The sequence below is a fragment of the Bacillus sp. RC251 genome (assembly GCF_044908765.1).
Lineage (GTDB): Bacteria > Bacillota > Bacilli > Bacillales > Bacillaceae_G > Bacillus_A > Bacillus_A wiedmannii.
Genome location: NZ_JBIYDP010000002.1, coordinates 181647 through 208443, shown reverse-complemented (window position 1 = coordinate 208443; position 26797 = coordinate 181647). Strand labels below are relative to the sequence as shown.

General features: G+C 36.8%; 28 protein-coding genes. 1 reads left to right on the top strand and 27 read right to left on the bottom strand.

What is annotated here, in order from left to right; translation table 11 throughout:
• Window positions 1–422 precede the first annotated feature (422 nt).
• From ABH961_RS10940 to gpr, 26 genes are all read right to left on the bottom strand, one after another.
• Window positions 423–1235, bottom strand: a complete 813-nt coding sequence (locus ABH961_RS10940) for a pyruvate, water dikinase regulatory protein (protein ID WP_000368941.1) — start codon at window positions 1233–1235, stop codon at window positions 423–425.
• 29 nt (window positions 1236–1264) lie between these two features.
• Entirely contained in the window at window positions 1265–1897 is a 633-nt protein-coding gene (gene ccpN, locus ABH961_RS10935; protein ID WP_000583754.1) for a transcriptional regulator CcpN, read from the bottom strand.
• A 107-nt stretch (window positions 1898–2004) separates the two neighbouring features.
• The gene (gene recO / locus ABH961_RS10930) at window positions 2005–2751 is read right to left on the bottom strand and encodes a DNA repair protein RecO (protein WP_000487012.1); all 747 of its coding nucleotides are present in this window, start codon (window positions 2749–2751) and stop codon (window positions 2005–2007) included.
• Between the two features lie 33 nt (window positions 2752–2784).
• A complete protein-coding gene (locus tag ABH961_RS10925) occupies window positions 2785–2928 on the bottom strand; it encodes a YqzL family protein (protein ID WP_000883924.1) in 144 nt (47 codons plus the stop codon).
• A 176-nt stretch (window positions 2929–3104) separates the two neighbouring features.
• On the bottom strand, window positions 3105–4010 hold the full coding sequence (gene era / locus ABH961_RS10920; RefSeq protein WP_001080239.1) for a GTPase Era: 906 nt from the start codon (window positions 4008–4010) through the stop codon (window positions 3105–3107).
• The gene (locus ABH961_RS10915) at window positions 4003–4401 is read right to left on the bottom strand and encodes a cytidine deaminase (RefSeq protein WP_048541523.1); all 399 of its coding nucleotides are present in this window, start codon (window positions 4399–4401) and stop codon (window positions 4003–4005) included. The genes era and ABH961_RS10915 overlap by 8 nt, the downstream gene beginning before the upstream one ends.
• A 99-nt stretch (window positions 4402–4500) precedes the next feature.
• Window positions 4501–4854, bottom strand: coding sequence for a diacylglycerol kinase family protein (locus ABH961_RS10910; RefSeq protein WP_000715485.1), 354 nt, complete (start codon window positions 4852–4854; stop codon window positions 4501–4503).
• A complete protein-coding gene (ybeY, locus tag ABH961_RS10905; RefSeq protein WP_000054689.1) occupies window positions 4851–5321 on the bottom strand; it encodes an rRNA maturation RNase YbeY in 471 nt (156 codons plus the stop codon). Before ybeY ends, ABH961_RS10910 begins: the two co-directional genes overlap by 4 nt.
• The gene (locus tag ABH961_RS10900; RefSeq protein ID WP_048541521.1) at window positions 5318–7462 is read right to left on the bottom strand and encodes an HD family phosphohydrolase; all 2145 of its coding nucleotides are present in this window, start codon (window positions 7460–7462) and stop codon (window positions 5318–5320) included. Before ABH961_RS10900 ends, ybeY begins: the two co-directional genes overlap by 4 nt.
• A gap of 193 nt (window positions 7463–7655) precedes the next feature.
• Complete coding sequence (locus ABH961_RS10895) at window positions 7656–8615, bottom strand: PhoH family protein (protein ID WP_000840500.1); 960 nt, start codon at window positions 8613–8615, stop codon at window positions 7656–7658.
• A 3-nt stretch (window positions 8616–8618) separates the two neighbouring features.
• Window positions 8619–9818: a sporulation protein YqfD gene (gene yqfD, locus ABH961_RS10890; protein ID WP_048541519.1), complete on the bottom strand. Its 1200-nt coding sequence runs from the start codon at window positions 9816–9818 to the stop codon at window positions 8619–8621.
• Window positions 9819–9996: 178 nt separating this feature from the next.
• Window positions 9997–10290, bottom strand: coding sequence for a sporulation protein YqfC (yqfC, locus tag ABH961_RS10885; protein WP_000732264.1), 294 nt, complete (start codon window positions 10288–10290; stop codon window positions 9997–9999).
• A gap of 108 nt (window positions 10291–10398) precedes the next feature.
• Entirely contained in the window at window positions 10399–10842 is a 444-nt protein-coding gene (locus ABH961_RS10880; RefSeq protein ID WP_000054579.1) for a GatB/YqeY domain-containing protein, read from the bottom strand.
• A 15-nt stretch (window positions 10843–10857) separates the two neighbouring features.
• Window positions 10858–11031 (bottom strand): 30S ribosomal protein S21, encoded by a 174-nt coding sequence (gene rpsU, locus ABH961_RS10875; RefSeq protein WP_000048061.1) that lies wholly within the window; start codon window positions 11029–11031, stop codon window positions 10858–10860.
• A gap of 466 nt (window positions 11032–11497) precedes the next feature.
• On the bottom strand, window positions 11498–12850 hold the full coding sequence (gene mtaB / locus ABH961_RS10870; protein WP_000108688.1) for a tRNA (N(6)-L-threonylcarbamoyladenosine(37)-C(2))-methylthiotransferase MtaB: 1353 nt from the start codon (window positions 12848–12850) through the stop codon (window positions 11498–11500).
• A gap of 6 nt (window positions 12851–12856) precedes the next feature.
• Window positions 12857–13606, bottom strand: a complete 750-nt coding sequence (locus tag ABH961_RS10865; protein ID WP_098076739.1) for a 16S rRNA (uracil(1498)-N(3))-methyltransferase — start codon at window positions 13604–13606, stop codon at window positions 12857–12859.
• Window positions 13607–13752: 146 nt separating this feature from the next.
• Window positions 13753–14691, bottom strand: a complete 939-nt coding sequence (gene prmA, locus ABH961_RS10860) for a 50S ribosomal protein L11 methyltransferase (RefSeq protein ID WP_048541517.1) — start codon at window positions 14689–14691, stop codon at window positions 13753–13755.
• Between the two features lie 28 nt (window positions 14692–14719).
• Window positions 14720–15835, bottom strand: a complete 1116-nt coding sequence (dnaJ, locus tag ABH961_RS10855; RefSeq protein WP_000043954.1) for a chaperone protein DnaJ — start codon at window positions 15833–15835, stop codon at window positions 14720–14722.
• Window positions 15836–16028: 193 nt separating this feature from the next.
• Window positions 16029–17864, bottom strand: coding sequence for a chaperone protein DnaK (dnaK, locus tag ABH961_RS10850; RefSeq protein WP_000034697.1), 1836 nt, complete (start codon window positions 17862–17864; stop codon window positions 16029–16031).
• A 26-nt stretch (window positions 17865–17890) separates the two neighbouring features.
• On the bottom strand, window positions 17891–18457 hold the full coding sequence (gene grpE, locus ABH961_RS10845; RefSeq protein ID WP_000392716.1) for a nucleotide exchange factor GrpE: 567 nt from the start codon (window positions 18455–18457) through the stop codon (window positions 17891–17893).
• Window positions 18458–18571: 114 nt separating this feature from the next.
• Entirely contained in the window at window positions 18572–19588 is a 1017-nt protein-coding gene (gene hrcA, locus ABH961_RS10840; RefSeq protein WP_000954947.1) for a heat-inducible transcriptional repressor HrcA, read from the bottom strand.
• Window positions 19589–19721: 133 nt separating this feature from the next.
• Window positions 19722–20861, bottom strand: a complete 1140-nt coding sequence (gene hemW / locus ABH961_RS10835) for a radical SAM family heme chaperone HemW (RefSeq protein ID WP_098076741.1) — start codon at window positions 20859–20861, stop codon at window positions 19722–19724.
• A gap of 51 nt (window positions 20862–20912) precedes the next feature.
• Complete coding sequence (locus ABH961_RS10830) at window positions 20913–21287, bottom strand: winged helix-turn-helix transcriptional regulator (protein WP_404519391.1); 375 nt, start codon at window positions 21285–21287, stop codon at window positions 20913–20915.
• Window positions 21288–21446: 159 nt separating this feature from the next.
• Window positions 21447–23270: an elongation factor 4 gene (lepA, locus tag ABH961_RS10825; protein WP_048541511.1), complete on the bottom strand. Its 1824-nt coding sequence runs from the start codon at window positions 23268–23270 to the stop codon at window positions 21447–21449.
• 210 nt (window positions 23271–23480) lie between these two features.
• Complete coding sequence (locus ABH961_RS10820) at window positions 23481–23843, bottom strand: YqxA family protein (RefSeq protein WP_404519529.1); 363 nt, start codon at window positions 23841–23843, stop codon at window positions 23481–23483.
• On the bottom strand, window positions 23843–24946 hold the full coding sequence (gene gpr / locus ABH961_RS10815; RefSeq protein WP_048541507.1) for a GPR endopeptidase: 1104 nt from the start codon (window positions 24944–24946) through the stop codon (window positions 23843–23845). The genes ABH961_RS10820 and gpr overlap by 1 nt, the downstream gene beginning before the upstream one ends.
• Before the next feature lie 181 nt (window positions 24947–25127).
• Here gpr and rpsT point away from each other — a divergent pair, with 181 nt between their 5' ends.
• Window positions 25128–25385 carry a 30S ribosomal protein S20 gene (gene rpsT, locus ABH961_RS10810; RefSeq protein WP_001274014.1) on the top strand — a complete coding sequence of 86 codons (258 nt, stop codon included), beginning with the start codon at window positions 25128–25130 and terminating at the stop codon, window positions 25383–25385.
• Between the two features lie 81 nt (window positions 25386–25466).
• Here rpsT and holA read toward each other — a convergent pair whose 3' ends face one another.
• Entirely contained in the window at window positions 25467–26477 is a 1011-nt protein-coding gene (gene holA / locus ABH961_RS10805; RefSeq protein ID WP_353837415.1) for a DNA polymerase III subunit delta, read from the bottom strand.
• Window positions 26478–26797: the final 320 nt, after the last annotated feature.

Below are 26797 nucleotides of genomic sequence, written 5' to 3'. Positions count from 1 at the left end.
CAGCATTCACAGGCTATGCATCTGCATCAACTAATACGATATTGATGTTTTGCATATTTCTGTATTCTACATCCCTTCTGCGAATCCTTCCATAATGTGCGTTTTCTTGTATAGATTTTGTCGATTTAACGTAATTACATGTCTTTTCGTAAATCCTATCCCTAGTTTATTCTGAAAAATTAAAGTCTAAACGTAAAATATAGGTTTTTATCACAATTTTTTATTATAATATATTTTCTTCAACTACGCTACATATCCCTTTATTTTTTCATCTTCTATTTCAGGATAACGAAACCCTGCCTTTAGCATAATAAAAAGACAGAAGAATATAAGTATAACCACTCCGCTATAATCTATTACGAAATCAACAGGTATTGTGTTTCTCACGAGCGAAAAAAGCACATTCACCTTTGGTAAATGTGCTAAAACAATTTTTGGTTTTGCACTGCATTCACAATAATGTTGGCTGTTTCTTCAATCGCTTTATTCGACACATCAATTACTTGACAATTTATTTTACCAACTACATTCTCAAAGTGATCAATTTCTTCTTTAATACGATTAATATTGGCATATGTTGCACCATCACTTAGTCCAAGTGATTTCAATCGCTCTTTTCGAATATGATTCAACTTCTCTGGCGTAATTTTCAAACCGAAGCATTTTTCTTTAGCCACTTGATATAACTCTTCAGGCGGATCTACTTCTGGTACGAGCGGTACATTAGCAACTTTCAAACGTTTGTTATGAGCTAAATATTGAGAAAGTGGTGTTTTTGATGTGCGCGAAATCCCAATCAACACGATATCTGCTTTTAAAATACCACGCGCGTCTCTACCATCATCATACTTTACAGCAAACTCAATCGCTTCAATCTTTTTAAAGTATTCTTCATCTAATCTACGAACAACACCCGGCTCATATCTTGGTACTTGCCCTGTAATTTCTTCAATTTGATCGATAAGAGGCCCGATAATATCATATGCCTCTACGCCTTCTTTCGCAGCCTCTGTCACTAAATACTGACGCATGTCAGGCTTTACTAACGTAAAACAAATAAGCGCTTGATTGCTCTTAGCAATCGAAATCACTTCTTTTAATGTCCCTGTATCTTCTACATACGGTACACGTCTAATATCAGGAGCAAATGGGAATTGCCCCATCGCTGCTCGAACAACCAAATCAGCCGTTTCTCCAACAGAGTCAGATACGACATATACGATTTTATTATCCATTATATTACCTCACTTTAAACAAATTACACTTATTCGTTATTTACTAAGTTTACAAACGCACGTGTAATATTTGTTTTTGTAATTCGTCCAATCACTTCTAAACCTTGCTTCGTATCCTTCACAACCGGCATCGCATCAATCTGTCTTTCTATTAATTCCATCGCAATATCATATAAAGAATCCTCTCTACGACACATCGTAATGTTTGGCATCCTTGTCATGATAATATTAACCGGAAGAGAGGTTAAATCCTGCTTTCCAAGGCTAGCTCTTAATAAATCTTTACGAGACACAACACCAACTAATAGAATCGCCTGATCTACAACAAATAAGGTACCTACGTCCTCTAAAAACATTGTACAAATCGCATCGTATACTGATACATTTTTATCAATTACAGCTGGTCTAGATTGATAATCTTGTACTTTAATTTTCTTAACAGCCTCAGATAATAGCTGCCCCCCGGTTTTACCCGTATAAAAATAACCTACGCGTGGACGCGCTTCTAAATAACCAGCCATCGTTAAAATTGCTAAGTCTGGTCTTAGTGTTGCACGTGTTAATCCTAATTGCGCAGCAATTGACTCCCCTGTAATAGGACCGTGATCTTTTACAATCTGAATGATATGTTCTTGCCGTTTATTCAGCTCTATGATAATCACCACCTTTAATGCACAACGAAAAAAGTTATACTATCTCTTAAATATTATATACTAAATATGCTATTTGAAAAAGATAGGATGTAAAAAGGACCGTATACGGCCCCAAATTATATTTGAAACTTATCAAGTTGTTCTAAGAAACGTCTTGACTTTAAATAAATCCCGCAATATTCATCATAATATGTATTCAATACTAAACGCATTTGTTTTTTTGTGCTATCCTTCACCGATACATTGCCAAGTCTATGTAAATCGAAGTGGTAGAAAAGACGTAATAATTTATGAACAGCTTCCCCCACTGGTATACGATACTGGTCTTGCTCAGCATGACGCGAGCACAGAAAACCGCCTTCCCGGACAGAGAAGGCGACAAAATCTGTTTCTTGATGACAAATCGCACATGTATCAAAGTACGGGCGCATCCCTAATACCGGAAGCATTTTCGTTTGATAAATTAATGATAATACTTCTGAATCAACACCCTCACACATATAATGCAACGTTTGATATAACATTTCAAATAAATATGGATTATGTTTTTTATCTTCTGTTGCTTTATCAGTTAACTCAACAATAAATGATGCATAAGCAGTTAAAAATATATCCTCGCGAATTTCTTTCATAGTTGAAATAATCTCGCCTTGTTGCAAAGTTCCAAGTCCAGATCCCATTTGAATAAGAAAATTACCATGGGTCATAAGTTGCGAAACAGATGCTAACCGGCTTTTCGGTTTTTTCGCTCCTCTTGCCATTGCACTTACCTTACCCAATTCTCTTGAGAATATTGTAACAATCTTGTTCGTTTCTCCGTAATCTGTCGTACGGATAACGATGCCCTCAACTTTTTGAAACATGTTCGTCACCATCCAAGGTTTGAACAAAACGGGTCAAGAAATTGGAGAGTCTAGATGCGCTAGCTCCTCTTCATGTTGATCCATCTCATCGTTTACGTCTTTTTCCATTTCTTTCAAAAGCAAGTACGTTTCAATGCTTCCTGTTTTGGAGAAAAACTTCCAGGTAAAATCTAGCATAAGAATCCACCTTTCTCAATAAGCGTAGCCTATAAACCAATTTCCTTTGTTGTTATTAAATTGACCCATTTTGTCCATTTTCATGTGAGAAAAATTTTTCCTAATTTATCAAAACTCATAAAAACCAATAATCAGCGGATGAACAAAACATCCGCTGATTACAGCTTTACTCTATTTTAGTACTCGTCTTCGCGGAAACCAAGGTCACGAAGCTGAGACATTTTATTACGCCAATCTTTTTGCACTTTTACCCATACTTCTAAAAATACTTTAGAACCAAGTAATGCTTCAATGTCAAAACGAGCTCGCTTACCGACTTCTTTTAACATCTTTCCTTGCTTACCTATAATAATTCCTTTTTGTGATGCACGTTCAACAACAATCGTTGCGTTTATATAAACCGCTCCGCCCTCACGTTTTTGAATTGCATCAATAACAACCGCTACAGAGTGCGGCACTTCTTCACGTGTTAAATGTAATACTTTTTCACGAATAAGCTCTGAAATAATAAATCGCTCTGGATGATCCGTTACTTGATTATCTGGATAGTATTGCGGTCCTTCTGGTAAATACTTTTTAATTGTTCCAATTAAAGCATCCACATTATTGCCGTCTAATGCAGAAATTGGTACAATCTCTGCAAACTCATATAGTTTACGGTATTGATCAATTAACTCTAATAATTGCTCTGGATGAAGTTGGTCAATTTTATTAATTACTAAAAATACTGGTTGTTTCGTTTCTTTTAATTTCTCAATAATGAATTCCTCACCGCGACCAAATCCTTCAACTGCATTGACCATAAACAGAACAATATCAACTTCTTTTAATGTCGTTTGAGCCATCTTCACCATGAAGTCGCCTAATTTATGTTTAGGTTTATGTATTCCTGGTGTATCAATGAAAATTACTTGTGAATCATTTTCTGTATATACGCCTTGAATTTTATTACGAGTTGTTTGTGGCTTATCACTCATAATGGCAATTTTCTGGCCGATAATACGATTTAAAAATGTAGATTTCCCAACATTCGGTCTGCCAATAATAGAGACAAAACCTGATTTATAACCTTTTCTATTCATGTAAATCCTCCGCTAAAAATGCTCCTGGTAACAATTCTCCGACTGTCGTCTCTTGAACGTCACCATGTAAATTTGATAGGTATACTTTCGTATCCTGTTTACATAATTCTACCATAACTTGTCGACATGCTCCACAAGGAGGTACTGGACGCTTTGTATCCGCCACAATCGCGATAGCTAAAAACTCTTTATCTCCTTCAGAAACCGCCTTAAATAAAGCTGTTCTTTCTGCACAGTTACATAAGCCATATGATGCATTCTCAACATTACATCCACGATATACTTTTCCATCCTGTGTTAATAATGCTGCACCTACTTGAAATTTAGAATATGGTACGTACGCTTGTTTACGCGCTTCGATTGCTTCTTGAATTAATTGTTTACTATTCATATTCCCGCATCCTTCCTGTCCACAGCTGTGAATAGATACACTCTCTCATTAAAGGCCTTTACGGCACTTTCAAAGCTTCATAAAAGCTTTGGAATGCAACTATACCACATACGGCAAAAAGATAATAGCACCAATTATAACGGCTATTATCGCAAACAATAAAACCGATCCGGCTGCGACATCCTTTGCAATTTTCGCAAACGGATGTATATCGGTAGTCGCTAAATCTACTGTTTTTTCCACAGCCGTATTTACCATCTCTAAACTCATTACAATTCCTATTACAATAAGTAATACCATCCACTCTACTTTCGTAATATGGAAATAAAAGCCGCAGCATATAACAATGACTGCGGCTACATAATGAATTTTCATATTTCGTTCATGACGAAGACAAAAGAATATACCTGCTATAGCATATCCAAAACTATTTATAAGTTTTCCTTTTTTCATCGACCTAATCCAAATGCCTCTAAAATTTCTTTTTGTCTTCCAAACATTTCTTTTTCATCCTCTTCTGTCATGTGGTCATAACCAAGTAAATGTAAAAAGCCATGTAACGCTAAAAAGCCAAGTTCACGATCAAAAGAATGTCCATACTCTTCAGCTTGTTCTTTCGCTCTCGGAATAGAAATAATAAGGTCACCTAACATACGAGGCATCTCTGCACCTACAATTTCCATTTCTCCTTCTCCCATTTCTTCCATAGCAAAGGAAATGACATCAGTAGGCTGATCCTTATCTCGGTAATCACGATTAATCTCGCGAATGCGTTCGTTATCTACAAATGTCACTGATAACTCCGCACCATCCTCTATTTTTTCCATTTGAGCTGCTTTTTCTAATATCTCACGAATTAAATTCACATATTCTTCTTTCACTTCTTCTGTTTCATCAATGAAATCAATTAATAAACTCATTCTTTCTCCTTCTCTTCCGGTGGTTCCGGATATGTAATACGCGAATGGAAAATACCATTTAACGTTTCACATAACGTTTTTCCAACGATTTGTAGTTCCTTAAACGTCAAATCACATTCACTAAATTGCCCATCTTGCAGGCGATCTTTAATAATACTTTGTACTAAATTATTAATTTGATCTGGCGTTGGGTGATTCATAGAACGTACCGCTGCCTCAACACTATCAGCAATACCAACAATTGCCGACTCTTTAGAAGTTGCTTTTGATCCCGGATAGCGAAACATCTCTTCTGTATATTTTTCTTTATCTTCTTTAATCGCCTTATAATAAAAATATTTAAGTAATGTTGTACCATGGTGTTGTCCAGCAATATCGATAATTTCTTGCGGAATATGGTATTCTTCGAGCATTCTGACTCCATCTGTTACATGAGCAATGATAATATCTTTACTCGTCACAGGATCTAATTTATCATGTGGATTTTCAATTCCCATCTGGTTTTCAATAAAAAATTGCGGTTGTACTGTTTTTCCTACATCATGATAATACGCCCCTACACGTGCTAATACACCATTTGCTCCAACCGCTTCACACGCTGCCTCAGAAAGATTCGCTACCATTACACTGTGGTGATACGTTCCTGGCGCTTCTAACAAAATTCTACGTAAAAGCGGATGATTCGGACTTGATAGTTCCATAAGCTTCATGCTTGATACAATTCCAAGTCCACTCTCTAAATACGGTAATATCCCCATAGCCAAAACGGATGAGATAATTCCTGAAACGGAAGCCATCAATAATTGCGTTCCAATTTCAAGAGGTGAAAAATTCCCATTACGTAATAATAATAACGCCGCTAAGACGACCACATTTAAGATAGAAACGAGTATACCAGCTTGCAAAATCATCGTACGACGATTTTTTTCTCTTAAGAAAATACTTACTGATAATGAACTTAACAACACATAAATACCTACACTATAATTCAGTGTACTTGTTACCCCTTCATTAAACATAATACTTCCGCACACAGAAAAAATCATACTTGTTAAAAATACAAATCGGTCGCCAATCATTAGTTTTACAAGTATTGTTCCCATCGCAACCGGGACAACATACGCAATTCCTGCATATTCAAGCTTTTGAAACAAACTAATCGTTTTCATCAAAACAATCGTGATAGATAAAATTGTAATATACGCTAAAATATACGGTCTATCTTCTCTTTTACGCTGTAAAAATACTTCAAACTGCTTATGCATAAAGTACAGTAACACACCAATGAGCACTGCTAATCCAACATAAGGCTGAAAACTATTACCTTTCTCTAATAAACCGACTAATTTCAACTGATTATACATATCACTTGAAATTGTTTCACCTTCTCTAACAATAACTTGTCCTTGAAGAATATAAACAGGTGGAATTAAATCTTCTTCCGCTTTCTTCTTCTCTTTCGTTACAGCCGGATCATAAAAATAATTTGCTGTAATCGCATATGATCCTAGCGCGTTCACAGCTTCCTTCAATCCACTATTCACATTGAGGCTTTTCATTTCATTAACAAATCGCTCTTTTGCTGCTATTTCTTCGGACATTTTAATATTTCCACCCATAATAACACTAATAGACGTTAGAGCCGCGTTCTTTGCTAATTCTAATTGATCCGGTTCTGCATTAATAAAATATAATAAATTCTCATCAGATAATTCCTTTGTTAAATTAGATGGCAACTTCTTCTTCAATTTTTCTAATTTATTTGCATCGGTCATCTTTTTTTGCTCTTCAGGTCCAGCAGCTTTCATCTCTTGAATTGCTTCATTTACCTTAGCAAAAACATCATTTACAATATCTACTCTATTTTGTTTATATTCACTTCTATATGTATATTGATCTCCAACTTTTTGAGCGGCCTCTTGTTTTTTTCTGTCCGTTATAACCTTATCTTCAATTTTAATAGGAGAATGAATTGTTTTTTTTGCAATAGAATACATATCAACATCTAATTGCTCTGGTTTTACATTATTCATAAGTGCAAAAAACAGCACTGCTCCTAATAAAACGTAAGAAATCCAACTTAGTTTTTTCGAATGTTGTAAATTACGAAACCACTTAGAAATTTCTTCAGATCTTAACATGATTTCAATACCTTCTCCTCTCCAGAAATAAAGTGAAACTATTTATAGCTTTCATTTCTTCTAGCCAACAATACTTTTAAGTAACATTTTGATACACCAGCACCTATAGTTTATTTCTCTTATCTTTTATGATAGTAAAAAATATGCCGTTCGCCAACCTTAATACAAAAAGAAATGATCCTGACAAATAGGATCATTCCATTTTATCATATGCCTCAATAATACGTTGCACCAGCGGATGCCTCACAACGTCCGTTTGTTCTAATGTAATGAATGAAAGACCTGATACACCAGATAAAATGTTAGAAGCTAGCGAAAGCCCTGATTTTACCCCTTTTGGTAAGTCTACTTGTGAAGGGTCCCCCGTAATAACCATTTTAGAACTAAAACCTAATCTAGTTAAAAACATTTTTATTTGTGCACCCGTTGTATTTTGCGCTTCATCTAAAATAACAAATGAATCATCGAGCGTACGCCCTCTCATATAAGCAAGAGGTGCAATTTCAATTACCCCTCGCTCCATCATACGTTGCGTATATTCTTGTCCAAGAATATCGTGCAAAGCATCATACAATGGACGTAAATACGGATCTACCTTCTCTTTCAAATCTCCTGGTAAAAAACCTAAACTTTCTCCAGCTTCTACAGCCGGTCTCGTTAAAATGATTTTCTTTACATACCCTTGCTTTAAAGCTCTCACAGCCATTACTACAGCTAAGTATGTTTTCCCAGTCCCAGCAGGTCCCATTCCAAATACAATATCATTCTTCTTCATTGCATGAATATATCTTCTTTGCCCCATTGTTTTTACACGAATGGATTTACCTTTTGCCGTTTTAAAGATTTCTTCTTCATATAACTCTTCAAATTGAGCAATTTTCCCTTGTTGTGCGAGCTGAATTGCATACGCAACATCTCTTTCTGTAATTGATATACCTTTTCGAATAACAACAAGTAATTGCTGTAAGATTTTTTCTACGAGTGTCACAGTTTCAACTGCTCCAGATGCATGAACAGTTTCACCTCTAGTTACAATCGATACATTCAATTCCCGTTCAATTACTTTCAAATGAGCATCATTGACTCCAAAAAGAGCGATTGCTTCGTTAGCATTTTCCAATTGTTGGTTCATTTCTACTAATTGTTCTGCCATTACTCAGTCTCCTTGAATATCGGATTCGGATATTGGTTGTGGCTCTGCAATATTTTCGATCACAGTATAATGCAATGTGACTTTTAGTTGATCCGCCTCAACCTCTTTACTCAAAATCTTATCACTTACAATCATAGCATGTTCATCCAATTTTTTCTTTAGTTCTTTTTCAGCCATCTCTTTCGCTACTTTCATTGCCTGTTTTTCAGTATATTCCCGATTCGCTTCTTCCTCTTCTCGTACAATATCTTTTTCATACGCGATCGGCAGTGTAAAACCAAATAGTTTCACATCGTGTTTTACACTTTCAGTACGAGAGCGTTTATACTTATCATGTTGAAATCCCCATATTTTTATTTTCGCACTCCCAAATGTAAGGTAATGCTCATTATATGCATTGCCAGTATATACTTGAAATTGCGTCTTCAGTGGTACATTCACCTCAGATGTATACCACGTTTCTCCATATACAATACCTTTCGCCGAAACAATCGTCGGACTCTCCTCATTACCGTATACCCCTGATACGAGAAGCTGCCCTTTTTCGACATGGTCATTTTTCAAGACGACTGGTTTTCCTACTTCAACAAATGTTTTTGTCACAATCGCTTCTTTTTTTGCTACTAAATTTTGCGGCCTTTGTTCCTTTTCTTTTTTCGGCTCGTTTTTTTCAACAATTTTAAAATGATACGTCGTTCCTCTTATTTCTAGTCCCGCCCAAGTAATCGCATTAATATTGTCTGTCAAATGACGTTGTACATCTTCTACATTAGGCATTTGGAATTGTAATTTCCCTTTTTTAATACCCATTTTGTCCAATTCTTTCATCAATATATATTCTGTTTCAGGTTTCGCCCCTGTAATTTCAATTTTCCAAACCATATTGGATAATGCAATCATGCCAAAAAAGAAAATTAAAAAACCAATTAAGAATCCACTATTTTTAATTAAACGCTTATTCAAAAAGGGAAAACCGTAACGCCCAATAAAATATAGTTTACATTCATTTTTTCTATAAATTGGTTTTATTTTCTTCACATCTCGTAATAACATACAAAAAACTAACGTTTCATCAGCAATCTTCTTAACATCCCAAACTAATAATTTTCTACGTACACATTCGTTAACGAACCGTTCCGCTCCTCTACCTTCAATTCGTACTTTTACATATCCAAGCCATTTTATAAACCATTTATTTTTCATCTACTATCTCCACTACCTTTCCAAAAGTATACACACTACTTTTTTCACTTTAATTAGCAAAATAGCTCGTACGAAAATAAAATAAAGAGTTCTACCACCCATAAATAGCGAGATAAACTGAATAGTAAGGTTAAATCACGAAAATAACGAAGAAAAACTTCACATATGGAAGTTTCCCTCACTCCTCTTTTTTTTCGTTTTCTAAAAACGTCACTTGCTCAATTATTCCTTCAAGCAAAAGTTCTTCTGGAAGGATTGTTTTAATAATAAAGGATTGCCCTTTAATTAATAATTGACCGTGCTTTAATAACAATCTTACTTCTTTATCTGAAAACACTAATAAACCCCGATGATTTTCTATATAGATATGCACTTGCCCAACAAGCGTGATCCGAGGTAGATCCATTAGCACATCCACTGGCAGGTCTATTTGCTTTGTTAACCAATTCTTCATTTGTTCTAATTTTTTCATCTCAAAAGACCCCCTCTCATCCCATATGTATGAAAAAAGAGCTTGTAATATCACGTCCAAACTGAAAAAAAGCATAAAAAAACGTCTCATACGAAATGAGACGTTTTTTTATGCTAATAGCTGGATAACCAACTTATTCACAAGTGATCCGTCTGTTTTACCTTTTACTTTCGGCATAACAGCAGTCATCACCTTACCCATATCTGCTTTAGAAGTTGCACCAACTTCAGAAATAACTTGCTTAATTACATTCGCTAGTTCTTCTTCTGTTAATTGCTCCGGCAAATATGCGCTTAAAATCTGAATTTCACTTTGCAGTTTATTAACAAGGTCTTCACGACCAGCTTTTTTAAATTCAAGGAGGGAGTCCTTATACTGTTTTACTTCACGAGCTAAAACTGTTAATTCCTCTTCTTCAGTAAGAGTATGTTGCAGTTTAATACCTTCATTTTGTAAAGCAGCCTTAACCATACGAATAACGGTTAATTTTTCTTTTTGTTTATTCTTCATCGCTTGTTTCATATCATCGTTTAAACGACCGAGAAGACTCATCACTTACACCCTCTCTTAGAATTTACGCTTTCTTGCCGCTTCAGATTTCTTCTTACGTTTTACACTTGGTTTTTCATAAAACTCGCGCTTTCTTGCTTCAGCAAGTGTACCAGTTTTAGAAACCGATCTTTTAAAACGGCGAAGTGCATCCTCCAAAGACTCGTTTTTACGAACGACTGTTTTTGACATTCTCTTTCCCTCCCTCCGAAACATCACACTTACATACTAATTTCAGCATGCAAAAAGAAACCCTTCTTCAGCATGTCTTTTACGATTATAATACATTTTATCACTTCAGGTCAACTATTTGGCAGAATAAAAGAAGAATAGATGCCCTTTCCTGTTCAAAAGCTACGTAGATAGCTATTATCCTTTTCCCTGAAGACAACTATATTTTTATCATTACATCTTTTTTAATGCAGGAATGTACGAAACAACTACTCATTCGACGTACCTGCCTTTTTCAGTACTTAACTTCTCCACGAAAAAAAAGAAAGCATGCAAATCGTTTCCGTTTGCATGCTTTTTTTATCCCGCTATTTGCCGGGCAGTAAGACCCCCCACCTCAAAATTCAGCACAAGCAAAGAACTTAGGTAGGAATCCGGCTGATAATTAGTGGGGAGGAACAAAAACCCCACTGATTAAAGTTTCGTTTTATGCGCTTGCTGATTCTTTTTTTACATCATCTTCAAGAACACGAACAAATTGCGCTTCGTTATATGGATAACCAGCTTTCGTAATTTTCACTTTCACTAGCTTACCAATTAACTCTTCTGATCCTTCAAATACAATTTTTAAGTAGTTATCCGTATAGCCTACATATAACCCTTTACGGTCGCCCTCTTTAAATTGCTCTTCCGGAATGATTTCAAGCACTTCCCCTTCAAACTGTGACGCATACTCTTTCGCTAATTGGTTAGATAGTTCAATTAAACGATGAACACGATCATTCTTCACATCTTCAGGAACTTGATCTTCCATACGCGCTGCAGGTGTTCCTGTACGCTTTGAGTACGGGAATACGTGTAACTCAGAGAAGCGATTCTCTTTAATGAAATTGTATGTTTCCATGAATTCTTCTTCTGTTTCACCTGGGAAACCAACAATTACATCCGATGTAATCGCAAGGCCTGGTAACGCTTCTTTCAATCGATCTAAACGCTCTTGGAAAAATTCCATCGTATACTTACGACGCATACGCTTTAATACAGTATTAGATCCAGATTGCAATGGAATGTGCAAGTGACGTACAACAACTTCAGACTTATCTAACACTTCAATTACTTCATCTGAAATCTGACTCGCTTCAATAGAAGAAATACGAAGACGTTTTAATCCGCCTACTTCCGCTTCCATATCACGAAGTAATCCAGCTAAGTTATAATCTTTAATATCTTCACCGTACCCACCTGTATGAATACCTGTTAATACGATTTCTTTATAACCTGCATCTACTAATTGCTGTGCTTGTTTAATAACTTCTTTTCCATCACGAGAACGCATTAAACCACGTGCCCAAGGAATAATACAGAATGTACAGAAATTATTACAACCTTCTTGTATTTTTAAAGATGCACGTGTACGATCCGTGAAATAAGGTACATCCAGTTCTTCGTATACACGTGTTTTCATAATGTTGCGGACCGCATTAATTGGTTGACGCTCTTTGCGGAATTCTTCAATGTATCCTAACATCTTTTCACGATCCTGTGTACCAACTACAATATCTACACCTGGAATCGCCATAATTTCCGCTGGAGATGTTTGTGCATAACATCCCGTTACACAAATAACCGCATCCGGATTTTGACGAACAGCACGTCTAATAACTTGACGGCTTTTCTTATCCCCCGTATTCGTTACTGTACACGTATTAATAACATATACATCAGCTTTCTTTTCATATTCAGTTCTTTCATATCCACCTTGTTTAAACAATTGCCAAATGGCCTCTGTTTCATAGTGGTTTACTTTACAACCTAACGTATGGAACGCAACAGTTGACATTGATCATCACCCCATCAATTCAAAATGATACGAAGCAGCACTTAACGCATATAACGGCGCCGTTTCTGTTCTTAAAATTCTTGGTCCTAAACTACATGGTACAAATTTATGTTCACGAAGCGTAGTAATCTCTTCCTCCGCTAAACCACCTTCTGGTCCAAATACAATCAATAGTTTTTGGCCTGGTTTCATCGTCGTTAAAGCTTTAGAAAAATTGGATTTCTCACCTTGTTTTGCTTCCTCTTCGTACGCAACAAGACATACATCATACTCATTACTCATTGAAAGCAATTGCTTAAATGATGCCGGAGCATGCACTTCTGGAATTTCGCTTCTATGCGATTGTTCCGCAGCTTCTTTCACAATTTTTCTTAAACGCTCAACTTTTTTATCAGCTTTTTTCGCATCCCATTTTACAATAGAGCGAGATGCTTGAAATGGTAAAAATGCGGCCGCCCCAAGCTCAGTTCCTTTTTGGAAAATTAACTCTAGCTTGTCTCCTTTTGGCAGTCCACTTGCAATCGTCACGAAAACAGGAAGTTCACTTGACGCCTCTACCCATTCTACAATAGCCGTATTAATAAATTCACTGGTAATTTCATCAATTGAACATACTGCTGTTTTTCCGTTTACACAGCAATAAATGTGATCGCCAGCTGACATACGCATCACTCTTGCAATATGATGTACGTCATCACCTACAATGCGAATACTTGTCTCATTTACATATTTCTCTTCTACAAAATAACGTTGCATATAATCACCTTAGTAGAGTTTCGTTCCTTTCGTAAGTCAACACTTACGAAAAGAACGAAACGTTATCATTTTTTCATATAACAAACGGCAAGTCCCTCACCTTATAGTGAGAGACTCCCCCTTTTCATTATAAACTAAAATCTATATTACGCATTTCGTGCAATAATTGCTACCCAATCTTCCATTCGTAATACTTCTTCAATTGTAAATCCAGCTTTTTCTAGCGCTTCAGAAATTATCTTTTCCTTCGCTGCAATAATGCCCGATGTAATAAATAATCCGCCCGACTTCACAACTCTTGCTGCATCCTCAGGGAATAAAAGAATAATTTCTGCTAATAAGTTAGCTACGATTAAATCAACAGGACCTTCAATACCTTCTAAAAGACTATTTTGCCCAACAGACACGATATCATCTGTTTTATTTAAACGTACATTCATTTCTGCACTTTCCACTGCAACCGGATCTAAATCATACGCTTGAACAGAAGACGCACCTAATTTTGCCGCTGCAATACTAAGTACACCAGAACCTGTTCCTACATCAATGACAGTATCACCTGGCTGAACTGTTTTTTCTAAAGCACGAATACACATCGTTGTTGTCGGGTGAGTTCCTGTCCCAAACGCCATACCTGGATCTAATTCAATAATTTTTTCTTCCGGAGAAGCTGGTGTATATTCTTCCCACGTCGGCACAATTGTGAATGTATCAGAAATTCGTACTGGATGGTAATATTTTTTCCAAGCAGTAGCCCAATCTTCTTCATTGACTTCGTTAACGGTAATATTTCCAGTACCAATTTCGATGTCGTAAGATGGAAGCATATCAATAGATGATTTTACACCCGCAATCGTTTCCTGTAAAGAATCCGTTTGTGGGAAATATGCTTTTATTAATACACCTTCCGCCGGATATTCATCTGGGTTCAATGCATAAATTTCACCATATTGTTGCTCGCGCTCTTTCGTCAACTCCGCTGGATCCTCAATCGCAACTCCACTAGCACCAGCTTCATGTAAAATATGAGAGACAGCTTCTACTGCTTCTTCTGTTGTATGAATACTAACTTCTGACCATTTCACAATTTACCAACTCCATTTTTTATTTCCATTATTCCCCTTTGAAAGCACGTTTAAGCTTTCCAAATAAACTATCATCCTGCTCTTCTTGTCCCGCAAATTCACGTAATAACTCTTTTTGATGTGAAGTTAATTTCGTCGGTACAACAACACGAACGACTACATATTGATCTCCTTGACCGTATCCACGTACGTTCGGAGCACCTTTTCCTTTTAAGCGGAATTCTGTTCCTGTTTGTGTTCCTGCTGGAATTTTCAGCTTCACTTTCCCATGAACAGTAGGAACTTCCACTTCAGCACCAAGTGCCATTTGCGCAAATGTTAATGGCATTTCACAAATAATGTGATCTCCTTCACGCTCAAAGAATTCATGATTTCTCACATGAACAACAACATATAAATCTCCTGCCGGTCCGCCATTTACGCCCGCTTCACCTTTTCCAGATACACGAATTTGTTGACCATTATCAATACCTGCTGGAATTTTAACATTGATTTTTTTGCGTTTACGTACTTTACCAGAACCGTGACATGTCGTACATTTTTCTTTAATCATTTGACCAGTTCCTGAACAATGACCACAAGCTTGACGGTTTACGATACGACCAAATGGTGTATTTTGTTCTACACTTACTTGCCCTGATCCTGAACAATGTTTACATGTTTCTTTTGAAGTTCCTGGTTTCGCTCCGCTACCTTTACAAGTATCACATGGATCTTCTACTGGAATCTCAACATTTAATTCTTTACCAAAAATAGCTTCCTCAAACTCTAAAGTAACTTGATATTGTAAGTCAGCACCTTGACGCGGAGCATTTGGATCACGACGTCTACCGCCACCGCCGCCAAAGAACGAACTAAAGATATCTTCGAAACCGAAGCCACCGCCGAAGTCTCCTCCGCCGCCAAAGCCACCGAAACCTTGATTTGCACCAGCATGACCAAATTGATCATATTGCGCGCGCTTTTGATCGTCGCTTAATACTTCGTATGCTTCTTGTACTTCTTTAAACTTTTCAATTGCATTTTCTTCTTTACTTACGTCTGGATGGTATTTTTTAGCCAAACGACGATACGCTTTTTTTATTTCATCTTTTGAAGCACCCTGGCTAAGTCCAAGGACCTCATAATAGTCTCGTTTACTCATAAATTTACAACCCCCGAATCTTTCACATAAACGTAATTTTAACACCGAAAGAAAGTGCTTTGCAACAAAGTTTCCTCACTTACAGTATGCAAAGTAAAAAACTTAAGAACCTCACACTTTTCTTTTCATTCGTGAAAAAAGCCAAAGTCAAGGCACGCTTGACTTTGACTTTTTGTCATCTTACTTATTTATATTACTTATCTTCTTTTACTTCTTCGAACTCAGCGTCTACTACATTGTCTTTCTTCGCGCCAGCATCTTGTGCTCCTTGTGCACCTTCTGCTTGCCCTGCAGCTGCTTGAGCTTGCTCGTATAATTTAACAGTTAATTGTTGTACGATTTCTTGTAAAGCGTCTTTTTTCGCACGGATTTCCTCAAGCTCGTTCTTCTCGATCGCAGCTTGTAATGCTTCTTTCGCTTCTGTTGCTTTTGCAACTTCAGCCGCATCCACTTTACCTTCTAAATCTTTTACAACTTTATCCGTTTGGAATACAAGTTGGTCAGCTTCGTTACGAAGTTCAACTTCTTCCTTACGTTTTTGGTCAGCGTCAGCATTTGCTTCCGCTTCTTGTACCATACGATCTACTTCTTCATCAGAAAGACCTGAAGAAGATTGGATTGTAATAGTTTGCTCTTTGCTTGTTCCTAAGTCTTTTGCACGTACGTTAACGATACCGTTCGCATCAATATCGAATGTTACTTCGATTTGTGGAATACCACGTGGTGCTGGTGGAAGGTCTGTTAATTGGAAACGACCTAATGTTTTGTTGTCAGCTGACATTGGACGCTCACCTTGTAATACGTGAATGTCTACTGCCGGTTGGTTATCAGCAGCTGTTGAGAATACTTGTGACTTACTTGTTGGAATTGTAGTGTTACGCTCGATTAATTTCGTGAACACACCACCCATAGTTTCAATACCTAAAGAAAGTGGAGTTACGTCTAATAATAGTACGCCTTCTACATCACCAGTAAGTACGCCACCTTGAACTGCAGCACCTAATGCTACAACTTCATCAGGGTTTACACCTTTATATGGTTCTTTACCAGTTTCACGTTTAATAGCTTCTTGTACAGCTGGGATACGAGTAGATCCACCAACAAGGATAACTTTATCTAATTCGCTTGGAGCAAAACCAGCGTCTTTTAATGCACGACGAGTTGGCTCTAACGTTCTTTCAACAAGACCTGCTGAAATCTCTTCGAATTTCGCTCTTGTTAACGTTAATTCTAAGTGTAATGGACCAGCAGCTCCAGCACTAATGAATGGTAATGAAATTTGTGTTTGTGTTACGCCAGAAAGATCTTTTTTCGCTTTTTCAGCTGCATCTTTCAAACGTTGAAGTGCCATTTTATCTTGGCTTAAATCAATGTTATTTTCTTTTTTGAACTCAGCTACTAAGTGATCAATAATAACTTGGTCAAAGTCATCTCCACCAAGACGGTTGTCACCAGCAGTTGAAATAACTTCGAATGTTCCATCTGCTAACTCAAGGATAGATACGTCAAATGTACCGCCACCTAAGTCATATACTAAGATTTTTTGCTCTTCATCTTGTTTTTCTAAACCGTAAGCAAGCGCTGCTGCTGTTGGTTCGTTAATGATACGCTCAACTTCTAAACCAGCGATACGACCAGCATCTTTTGTTGCTTGACGTTCTGCATCGTTGAAGTATGCAGGTACTGTAATAACAGCTTTCGTTACTGTTTCACCTAAGTATGCTTCAGCAGAAGCTTTTAAGTTTTGTAAAATGATTGCAGAAATTTCTTGAGGTGTATAATCTTTACCTTCAACTTCTACTTTGTAGTCTGTACCCATATGACGTTTAACAGACATGATTGTATTTGGGTTTGTAATTGCTTGACGCTTTGCAACTTCCCCAACTTGACGCTCTTCATTTTTGAAAGCTACAACAGAAGGTGTTGTACGGTTTCCTTCTGGATTTGGGATAACCTTTGGTTCTCCACCTTCCATAACAGCTACACAAGAGTTTGTTGTACCTAAGTCAATACCGATAATTTTACTCATGGCGAATCCTCCTACTTTTATGTAAATTATTGATTTACTTTTACCATTGATGGGCGAATCACACGGTCTTTTAGTTTATAACCTTTTTGGAATTCTTCAACTACCGCGTTTGATTCAAATTCACTATCTTCCACTTGCATAATAGCTTGGTGTTCATTAGGATCAAACTGTTTACCAACAGCTTCAATCGCTTCAACGCCTTCTTTAGTCAGCGCTTCTAGCAATTGACGATGCACCATTTCCATACCTTGTAACAAGGATTTCGTTTGCTCATCAGTTGCTTCCACTTGCATCGCTCTTTCAAAATTATCAAGAGCTGGCAAAATATCTGAAACTAGACTTTGTGCTCTATATTTTTCAGCAGCCTGTTTATCCATTTGGACACGACGCTTATAATTTTCAAAATCAGCTTGTAGACGTAATGTGCGACCTTCCGTTTCCGTTAGCTTCGCTTGTAACTCATCTACTTTTTCTTGTAAAAGAGCAGCCTCACTTTTTTCTTCTACAGTTTTTTCACTGTTTTCTGTCGTGACAGCTTCTTCAACTTGCGCTTCTTTTACTTCTTCTACCACTTGTTCGTTACGCTCTTCCACAATATTCACCTCCTTAAAAGGTATTAGGTATTATGCTGAACACAATTCCTTAAGCATTATATATTACACACAGCAATGAAAATTTCATTACTTGAGCGAATGTATTACTCTCATTTACTTTTTAAGTCCATCAGTAAATTGCCTCGTAAATAACTGTAACAAACTAATTACCCGAGAGTATTGCATTCTTGTCGGACCTAAAATAGCAATTGTTCCAAGCTGTTCTTCTCCAATCGAATATGTTGCAGAAATTAAACTACAATCTTCCATGGCCGTCGCAGAGTTTTCCCTACCAATGTTCACTTGAATACCTACTTGTTTATGACGCAAAATGTCATAAAATTCGGCTTCATTATCAATCATCGTCAGCAAGGATCTTACTTTGTGAATGTCATGGAACTCTGGTTGCGAAAGCATATTTGCTTTGCCTCCAAAGTATATCTTTTCCGATAAAGGAACTTGAAATGTACCATCTAACATTTTTATTGCACTATCGTAATTATGAACATATCCACGTAAAACTGTAACAATCTCTTTAAAGATTTTGTTATGCAGTTCTGCCATTGGTACACCCGACAGCTTTTCATTTAAAATATTAACCATTTTTTCTAAATCTGATAAATCAACAGATTCCGGAACGGTAATCGTTTTGCTTTGTACATGCCCTGTATCCGTTACAATAATAGCGACTGCAGTTTGACGATCAAGCGGTACAATTTGTACGTTTTTAAGTTTATTTGTGCTTAACTTAGGTCCAAGAACAATGGCCGTATAATTCGTAAGCTCTGATAAAATTTGAGCCGATTGCTGTGCAATCTTTTCCGCTTCAAAAATTCTTTCAGCAAATAAATCTTTAATTTGTACAATTTCATCGTTCGGTAAGTTTTGCGGCGCTAAAAGATGGTCTACATAAAAACGATATCCTTTTTCAGAAGGAACACGTCCTGAAGAACTATGCGTTTTCTCAATAAATCCTAGTTCCTCTAAATCAGCCATTTCATTTCGAATAGTAGCTGAACTAAACGTAATTTCATCTTTCTTAGCCAACGTCCTCGACCCAACAGGTTGCGCTGATCCAATAAAGTCATCAATAATTGTTTGTAAAATTAAGAGCTGACGTTCCGTAAGCATCTCATCATCACCTCTGTTAGCACTCTTTGTCTTCGAGTGCTAAATCTATTAATAACTTACCAAAATTGACATTCAATTGTCAACGGAAACGTCACGAAATAATGAAACTTTTTCACGTTTATGGAACATTTAATTAGTCAATCAAAAATGATTGGAATACTTCATTCCCTAATAATTTTCCTTTTCGCGTTAAACGAACATATCCATCTTTCTCTTCAAGCAATCCTTGTTCTTGATTTTTTTGCAACTGCTTCGCGAAAACTTGATTCATCTCCATATTAAATTTCTTTTGAAACAATATTTTAGATACACCTTGTGTTTTTCGAAGTCCTAAGAACAACTCTTCTTCCATTCTTTCTTTCTCCGTCACCGCGTGAACATCTAAATACGGAAATCCAGTTTCATCGATTTTATTGAAATATTGCTTGAGCGGCCCTACATTTTGGATACGTTTTCCATTTACATAACTATGCGCTCCAGCTCCAAATCCATAATACTCCTCATTATTCCAGTATGTGAGATTGTGTCTACTTTCATTATCACCTTTTGAGAAATTGCTAATTTCATACTGGCTATAGCCGTGTTTCTCCATTTCATCCATTACCATTTCATACATTTTTGCTTCATGATCTTCACCTGGAAGTCTTAATTTCCCTTTATTCATTAAGTTATAAAACACAGTTTTCGGTTCCACAATTAATGAATATGCTGAGAAATGTTGTACACCAAGCGTAAAAGCAATGTCTAATGTTTCTTTTACATCTTCTATCGTCTGCCCTGGCAGAGCATAAATAATATCTACATTTATATTTTTAAAGCCCACTTCCTGCGCTTCTCTAATTGCTACAAATGCATCTTCCCTCGTATGCTTACGCCCAATTTTCTCAAGCAACTCATCCCGAAATGTTTGCACACCAAAACTAATTCGGTTCACTCCACCTTCTAGCAATACATTTAACTTCTCTTTTGGTAAATCACCTGGATTCGCTTCAAATGTTAATTCACAATTTGGGGCAAACGGACGTAAGCGACGGTTTATAATATCTAGTAACTTTTTTGTCTGTTCCATATTTAACGCTGTCGGAGTTCCTCCACCAACAAAAATCGTTTTCATACTATCAAACGGTACTTTTTGAACTGTATTTATTATTTCTTTCTCTAAATACTCTAAATATTGATCAACCGGTTGGCGTTCAATAAACACTTTATTAAAATCACAATAGTGACAAATATGCTGACAAAATGGAATATGAATATATGCAGCTTGAACCAAATATAACTCCTACCTTTCTAAAAAGAAAACCTCCGCACTCCGGAGGAATCTTCACTTCTCTAACGTATTACGAATTTGTTCCATTCGCATTTTTCCCCAATCATACATCATTTCAACGATCGGTAAAAGCGACATGCCTAATTCCGTCATATAATACTCTACTCGCGGAGGAATTTCTGGGTATACCGTTCGGTCAACAATCCCATCTTCTATTAACTCTTTTAATTGGTTCGACAAAACTTTATGAGAAATGCTTGGGAATAATCGTTGTAATTCACTAAAACGATGAGGCCCTTCCACACCAAGATGCCACAGTATCACAACTTTCCACTTCCCGCTAATAATAGAAAGCGTCAATTCCTTTTCACAATTAAAATTGCCATTTTGTATTTTTTCGTGAATATCTTTTCGAATATTTTCGGACATTAATAGTCTCCTAACTCTATATCAATCATTCATAAATATAGCCACCTCACTATTGTAAATGAGAGAAGCTACGTTGTCTAAAAAGTAATTATACATAAAAAAGAAGCCGTATAAACGACTTCTTTTTTATCTCAATCCGCATGAAATAACAATCCATTATTAGTTGTCATCCATTTTCAGTACAGCCATGAATGCTTCTTGCGGTACTTCTACAGAACCAACAGACTTCATACGTTTTTTACCTTCTTTTTGCTTATCAAGAAGTTTACGCTTACGAGAAATGTCACCACCGTAACATTTCGCAAGTACGTTTTTACGCATCGCCTTAATTGTAGAACGTGCTACAACCTTGTTTCCGATAGTCGCCTGAATTGGTACTTCGAACTGTTGTCTTGGAATTAATTCTTTTAATTTATCTACGATTACTTTACCACGATCATACGCTGAATCACGGTGTACGATAAATGATAGAGCATCGACTTGTTCGTTATTTAAAAGAATATCCATTTTCACAAGTTTCGATGGTTTGTAACCAATTAACTCGTAGTCAAACGATGCATATCCTTTCGTATTTGATTTCAACTGATCGAAGAAGTCATATACGATTTCTGATAACGGGATTTCGTATGTTAGTGTAACACGTGTTTCATCTAAATATTGCATATCAATAAACGTTCCACGTTTACCTTGGCAAATTTCCATTACAGCTCCAACATAGTCATTCGGAACCATAATTGAAGCCTTCACAAACGGCTCTTCTACACGATCAATAGATTGTGGATCCGGCATATTAGATGGATTATCAACAATAACATCTTCACCGTTCGTTAAATAAACTTTATAAATAACACTTGGTGCTGTTGTAATTAAATCGATTTTAAATTCACGTTCAATACGTTCTTGAATGATTTCCATGTGAAGAAGTCCTAAGAAACCACAACGGAAACCAAATCCTAGCGCTTGAGATGTTTCTGGTTCAAACTCAAGAGCAGAATCGTTTAACTCTAATTTTTCTAACGCATCACGTAAGTCGTTGTAACGTGCAGAATCGATTGGATATAAACCACAGAATACCATCGGGTTTAATTTACGATAACCTGCTAACGCCTCTGCAGCCGGACGTTTTGCATGTGTGATTGTATCACCTACGCGTGTATCACCTACGTTTTTAATAGATGCTGCTAAGAAACCTACATCACCTACTGTTAACTCGTCACGTTGCGTTGTTTTCGGTGTAAACACACCTACTTCTGTTACTTCAAATTCTTTTCCAGTTGCCATCATACGTACTTTATCGCCAACTTTTACCGTTCCATTTACAACACGGATATATGCAATTACACCGCGGTACGGGTCATATAAAGAATCGAAAATCATACATTGTAAAGGCTCTTCTGAATCCCCTGTTGGAGCTGGTACCTTTTCAACAATTTGTTCTAAAATATCTTCAATACCAATACCAGCTTTCGCTGAGGCAAGTACAGCTTCCGATGCATCTAAACCAATTACATCTTCTACCTCTTGACGTACACGTTCTGGGTCCGCACTTGGTAAGTCGATCTTATTAATAACTGGTAATATTTCTAAATTATTATCAAGCGCTAAATATACGTTCGCTAATGTTTGCGCCTCAATCCCTTGTGCTGCATCCACAACAAGAATCGCACCTTCACAAGCCGCTAAACTACGAGATACTTCGTACGTAAAGTCGACGTGTCCTGGAGTATCGATTAAGTGAAGGATATACTCTTCACCGTCTTTCGCTTTATACGTTAGTTGTACTGCATTTAATTTAATTGTAATACCGCGCTCACGCTCTAAATCCATAGAGTCAAGCAATTGAGCTTTCATTTCACGTTGTGTTAACGCATTTGTTTTCTCTAAAATACGGTCTGCTAACGTTGATTTTCCGTGGTCAATATGAGCAATGATAGAGAAATTACGGATTTTGGACTGTCTTTTTGCTCTTTCTTCTTTGTTCATCTATGTTCTCAACTCCTAATAGTCTCGCCAATATACACTAGCACTGATTATATCAATAGAGCAGCAAAGATTCAATGAAAACTCGTGCTGCTTACAATACAAATCATTCTATCTATATCTTATGCGAACAAACCATAAGAGACAAACTTTTTTCAAATTTAAAAACGGCTGTCGTACAAAATGGTAAGACAACCGTTCTTCCTGCTACCCTTAACTAAAAATCTCTCTTACTTTCCCAACAACTATATCCGTTCCGAACTTTGTTACTTCATAAGTAGCACTTGCTATTGCCATACCAATTCCTTCTACAACATTAAAGCTTTTTAAGCTTTCTAATTGTTTTTGTTTTTCAGTAGCGGAAAATGAACCCTCCAAAATTTCTGATTCAGCACCCGCACCCTCTGTTCCTGTCATATGAGCGATTTGTTCATACGACATTTGCTGATAACCTTTCATACTTTTCAAACCATGATTAGCAAGTGCCATCCCTGCTATTATCATAAGTAAACATAAGGCCGCACTACATATACATAAAAGCGAAAAACGGCTTAAACGATTATCGTCTCTTCCCATCAATGTGTATATGCTCCTGTATTATCTTGGTCAATTTGATGATGCAAGGCTGCATTTAAACCACTCGCTATTACATTCGCCATATCCTCTATGAAAGCATCCACTTCTTTCGGAGTCACCATTAAATTATGACCAAGAGGAGATAACACTTCATAAATTAATTTTCTCTTCTCTTCATCTTCCAGTGTACCTACAGCACCTAAAAACATATTCCGACTCTTTTCATCCGGCATATCTTCTTCTGTTAATTTTTTCTTTTCTCCAAATGTAAAACCGGCTGGCAACAAAGAACGGGAAGGTTTGTTTCCTTCTTTCATCTCCCTTCCAAAATGTTTCAAAATAAAATCAATTGTATCGCTTGTAATCGAAACTGCATCAACCACAGTCGGAACACCAATCGCGATAACAGGAATACCCAATGTTTCTTTACTAAGTTCCTTACGCTTATTCCCAACACCCGATCCAGGATGAATTCCCGTATCAGAAATTTGTATCGTACTATTTACTCGTTCAATAGAGCGGGCAGCTAATGCATCAATTGCAATGACAAAGTCTGGCTTCGTCTTCTCAATGATTCCATAAATGACATCGCTCGTTTCGATTCCTGTAATTCCCATTACCCCCGGCCGAATTGCACTAACAGGCCTAAACCCTTCTTCTACACTTTCAGGCTGCAATTGAAACAAATGTCTCGTTACCAATACATTTTCTACAACGATTGGTCCAAGCGCATCTGGCGTTACATTCCAATTCCCAAGACCAACAATTAAACAACTCGCTTCTTTCGTAACGCCAACCTCTTCTAAGAAATAAGAAAATTCTTTTGCAAAAATGCGCTCTACTTTTTGTTGCAGTTCCGTATCTTGTTGACGTATGCCTTGTACTTCAAGCGTTAAATAACTCCCAGGTTTTTTACCCATCGATTCAGAGGCAATTTCATCAATCGTTACTTTTGTAATGGTAATACCTTCTTCTTCCCTCTCTTTGACAATAACTCCTTGTATCCCTTTTTGCTCTTCTTGACTCTCTTGCAGCATTTCATGTGCCTCGACAGCAAGGTCCGTTCTAACACTATATTTACTTAAATCTAATGGTTCTCTCATCGTATCTCCTCCGTAATTCATAGTAAATATCGTTAGATTTCCCAAAGTTATATAAGGTCATTCTTTCCTTTACGTGAAATTTCATTGATATACTATTGCAATTCTCTTCACCGTTTGATAGAATATCACTTGTTCTATGTTAAGAATCGAGTCATTCGATTGCACCAGGGAGGTGAAAAGTATGGCAAACATCAAATCTGCTATCAAACGCGCTAAACTTAGCGAAGAGCGTCGTTCACATAACGCTTCTATCAAGTCTGACATGCGTTCTGCTGTTAAAACTGTAGAAGCTTTAGTTACTAATAACGATCTTGAAAATGCTAAAGAAGCTTTCAAAACTGCTTCTAAAAAACTTGACAAAGCAGCTCGTAAAGGTCTTATCCACCAAAACGCTGCAGCTCGTCAAAAATCTCGCTTAGCGAAACAAGTAAACGCGTAAGGCGTTTAAAAAACGATCCATTTGGATCGTTTTTTTATATACAAAAAGTTCACGTGCTAAACACGTGAACTTTTTGTTTCATCACATATGATTTAACCGCATTAAGAAAAACTCAAGTACAAGTTTCTTATCCATTTTTCCAGTCTTCATACTATAATCAGCTTCCGCTAATTCTATAATCACTTTTTTTAATTCTTCAAAAGAGAAAAACTTCGTTTGATTCATCGCTAACTTTACACGATATGGATGCACACCAATATGAGACGCAATTTGATTTTGTCCATAACCACGTTGCTGTAACTCTTTCACTTGATAGAGCAAGCGGAATTGACTTACTAATAACGCAAGCAGTTTAATTGGTTCCTCTTGCTGCGTAAATAATCCATCCAAAATTTGCATCGCACCCGCAATATCTTTTTTTACCACTTTTTCTGTCAAAGCAAACACATTTTGTTCAACCGATTTTGGCACAAGCTCCCCAACGAGTTTCGGTGTAATCTCTCCGCCCATACCGACGTATAACGTTAACTTGTCCATTTCCTTCGCCAACATCGTTACATTACTTCCCACAAGCTCTAACAACAAACTAACAGCTGCATTATCTATATGCACATGTACTTCATCTGCACGAGCAACAATCCACTTCTGAACATCCTGCACTTGCATCGCATTCGCTTCTACTACATCCGCTGTTTTCTTTAATAGTTTTGTAATTTTTTTTCGTTCATCAAGTTTTTCGTAAGGCGCAACAAAAACAAGAATAGAAAATGGAGAAGGCTCCCCAATATATTCTTCTAAAATTTTTATATTTTGCTCTAATTTTTCTTTTTGTGAAGTTAAAAATAGTGGTGATTTTATTAATATCACTTTACGTTCCCCGAAAAAAGGAAGTGTACGTGCATCCTCAACCACATCTTCTAAATACGCTTCTTCTAAATCATATGTCACAACATTAAACTCGCGATCTTCCTCTTCAAGCGCTTCTGTTGTAATAAGCTTTATCGTTTCATTTATCAAAAACGCTTCCGTTCCATACAGTAAATACACTGGAGCAAACTGCTTCTTTTTAATCTTTTTATGTATATCACTCATACTTTTTCCTACTCCCTAACTTGGCAATATATATTTATACTAATGCCCTAGCTTTCGTTTTACAAGTACAAAGGAACAGGCTTTATGACCCGTTCCTTTATTTATATTAAACGCCACGCAATAAGCCCCGGGTTTCTTATTGGTGTGCGGTAATCACCTTCCCTTTATTATTCGCAATAAAAATTCGAGTATAAGTGCCAACTGTTAACATGCTTGGAAACAAAAAACTCGCGTTCCTTAATGATCTAAAGTAGTAAAAACGCTCGATTTCTCTTCATATGGAAATTGTAGATTTTTTTCTGACAATATTTTATACTAAA